General features: G+C 46.9%; 2 tRNA genes and 2 rRNA genes. All 4 read left to right on the forward strand.

Going from position 1 to position 3,235, the window contains the following annotated elements:
• The first annotated feature begins 497 nt into the window (after nt 1-497).
• Nucleotides 498-2,031: ribosomal RNA gene (locus A3729_RS10995) — 16S ribosomal RNA — on the forward strand.
• Nucleotides 2,032-2,145: 114 nt separating this feature from the next.
• Nucleotides 2,146-2,222: transfer RNA gene (locus A3729_RS11000), tRNA-Ile, on the forward strand.
• A gap of 141 nt (nt 2,223-2,363) precedes the next feature.
• Nucleotides 2,364-2,439, forward strand: a tRNA-Ala gene (locus A3729_RS11005).
• 331 nt (nt 2,440-2,770) lie between these two features.
• Nucleotides 2,771-3,235, forward strand: a 23S ribosomal RNA gene (locus A3729_RS11010); the annotation flags it as partial.

Raw genomic sequence — 3,235 nt, forward strand, 5'->3', positions numbered from 1 at the left:
TAAAAATGGGTGCAGCAGTGGTTGCTGTCTTTGGCGTATTAATTTATAAAAAAGTTTGATAAAGGTGTTGACCTAAAGAATCAGCTCTATATAATGCGCACCTCCTTAAGACGAACCGCTTCGAAAGCGGCGAAGTTTGAAGGAGATAGAGGATAAATTAAGTGATTAAAATCAGTAATTTATCTTCGCTTGTTAAAGGTTTTGGTTTTCGGTTTTGAATTTAAATTTCTTCGAAAACAAATTAAAAAAAATCGTTGACAAGCAAATGAGACGCTGTAGAATACTCGCCTCGCTTGAGGGATCTCAAGCAAGCTCTTTAAAAAATTAACCAAGCAATTCGTGTGGGCGCTGGCTGAGATGATTTCACGATAAAGCACTCTGATCTAACTTGTTAGAGAGGATGTTGCTTAAGAAATTATCAAGTCAACGACCTGTACAATTTATTTGAACAGTAAGTAACTTGAGCAAGTATATGAAGCTTTTGCTTCGACTAGATTGAACTGAAGAGTTTGATCATGGCTCAGATTGAACGCTGGCGGCAGGCTTAACACATGCAAGTCGAGCGGTAACAGAGATAGCTTGCTATCTGCTGACGAGCGGCGGACGGGTGAGTAACGCGTAGAAAACTGCCCAGTAGTGGGGGATAGCCCAGAGAAATTTGGATTAATACCGCATACGCCCTACGGGGGAAAGGGGGCTTCGGCTCTCGCTATTGGATGTGTCTGCGTGGGATTAGCTAGTTGGTGAGGTAAGGGCTCACCAAGGCGACGATCCCTAGCTGGTCTGAGAGGATGATCAGCCACACTGGAACTGAGACACGGTCCAGACTCCTACGGGAGGCAGCAGTGGGGAATATTGCACAATGGGCGCAAGCCTGATGCAGCCATGCCGCGTGTGTGAAGAAGGCTTTCGGGTTGTAAAGCACTTTCAGCGAGGAGGAAGGCTAAGTAGTTAATACCTGCTTAGATTGACGTTACTCGCAGAAGAAGCACCGGCTAACTCCGTGCCAGCAGCCGCGGTAATACGGAGGGTGCAAGCGTTAATCGGAATTACTGGGCGTAAAGCGCGCGTAGGCGGCTTGTTAAGCTAGATGTGAAAGCCCCGGGCTCAACCTGGGAACTGCATTTAGAACTGACTCGCTAGAGTACAGTAGAGGGTGGTGGAATTTCCAGTGTAGCGGTGAAATGCGTAGAGATTGGAAGGAACATCAGTGGCGAAGGCGGCCACCTGGACTGATACTGACGCTGAGGTGCGAAAGCGTGGGGAGCAAACAGGATTAGATACCCTGGTAGTCCACGCCGTAAACGATGTCTACTAGCCGTTGGGGAACTTGATTCCTTAGTGGCGCAGCTAACGCACTAAGTAGACCGCCTGGGGAGTACGGTCGCAAGATTAAAACTCAAATGAATTGACGGGGGCCCGCACAAGCGGTGGAGCATGTGGTTTAATTCGATGCAACGCGAAGAACCTTACCTGGTCTTGACATCCTGCGAACTTTCTAGAGATAGATTGGTGCCTTCGGGAACGCAGTGACAGGTGCTGCATGGCTGTCGTCAGCTCGTGTTGTGAAATGTTGGGTTAAGTCCCGTAACGAGCGCAACCCTTATCCTTATTTGCCAGCACTTCGGGTGGGAACTCTAAGGAGACTGCCGGTGACAAACCGGAGGAAGGTGGGGACGACGTCAAGTCATCATGGCCCTTACGACCAGGGCTACACACGTGCTACAATGGTAAATACAAAGGGACGCCAAGCCGCGAGGTGGAGCTAATCCCAGAAAATTTATCGTAGTCCGGATTGGAGTCTGCAACTCGACTCCATGAAGTCGGAATCGCTAGTAATCGTGGATCAGAATGCCACGGTGAATACGTTCCCGGGCCTTGTACACACCGCCCGTCACACCATGGGAGTGGATTGCACCAGAAGTAGTTAGTCTAACCTTCGGGGGGACGATTACCACGGTGTGGTTCATGACTGGGGTGAAGTCGTAACAAGGTAGCCCTAGGGGAACCTGGGGCTGGATCACCTCCTTAAACGAATCGTGATCGTTTCGGTCAGAGTTCACACGAATTGCTTGGTTATAGAATTAAAGAGAGCGTAAGGGCAATAGGCCCTATAGCATCTTACTGAGAGGTAATTTGCGCAGAAGGCCTGTAGCTCAGGTGGTTAGAGCGCACCCCTGATAAGGGTGAGGTCGGCAGTTCAAGTCTGCCCAGGCCTACCAGATTTCAGTTACTCATCGTTAAATGATTACTCGCATAGCAGGCTATGCTTCGCAGTCATTTGCCTAGATTAACTAAAATCTACGATTTTTTGAGTCTGACTTTAATGAACGTTAAAGCAGAGGATAAAATGCTCTGGGATTGGGGCTATAGCTCAGCTGGGAGAGCGCCTGCCTTGCACGCAGGAGGTCTGCGGTTCGATCCCGCATAGCTCCACCAATTTCCAAAATTGAAATGATTATAAATAAGTGTATTTGCTTGGTTTAAGTTTGAATTAAGTAAAGTGTATTTATTTCTAATCATGCGATTAGAAGCTCTTTAACAATTAGGTAAGTAATAGTAGACGTTGTTTTATGTTGTGATGACATAATGCAACTCATTGCTAAGTGATTAGATTATTCACATATCAGCGAATAATTTAATCATGGATAACGAAAGAAATGAGATTCATATCAAGCGTTATCCGGCGAAAACGTTACGAATGGTCATATATATAGCTTAAGTACTAAGATGGTAAAAGGTCGTCTTAGAAGACTACTTCGGGTTATATAGTTAAGTGACTAAGCGCATACGGTGGATGCCTTGGCAGTCAGAGGCGATGAAGGACGTAGTAACCTGCGATAAGCGTTGGTAAGCTGGTAAACAAGCTTTGACCCAACGATTTCCGAATGGGGAAACCCATCTAACATAAGTTAGATATCTTGCACTGAATACATAGGTGTAAGAAGCAAACCCGGAGAACTGAAACATCTAAGTACCCGGAGGAAAAGAAATCAACCGAGATTCCCTTAGTAGCGGCGAGCGAACGGGGATTAGCCGATGATTATTGAATTAGTGGAACGCTCTGGGAAGTGCGGCCATAGTGGGTGATAGCCCCGTACACGAAGATTCAATAGTCACATATTAAGTAGGACGGGACACGTGTTATCTTGTCTGAAGATGGGGGGACCATCCTCCAAGGCTAAATACTCCTGACTGACCGATAGTGAACCAGTACCGTGAGGGAAAGGCGAAA

This window comes from Oleiphilus sp. HI0043 (assembly GCF_001634935.1).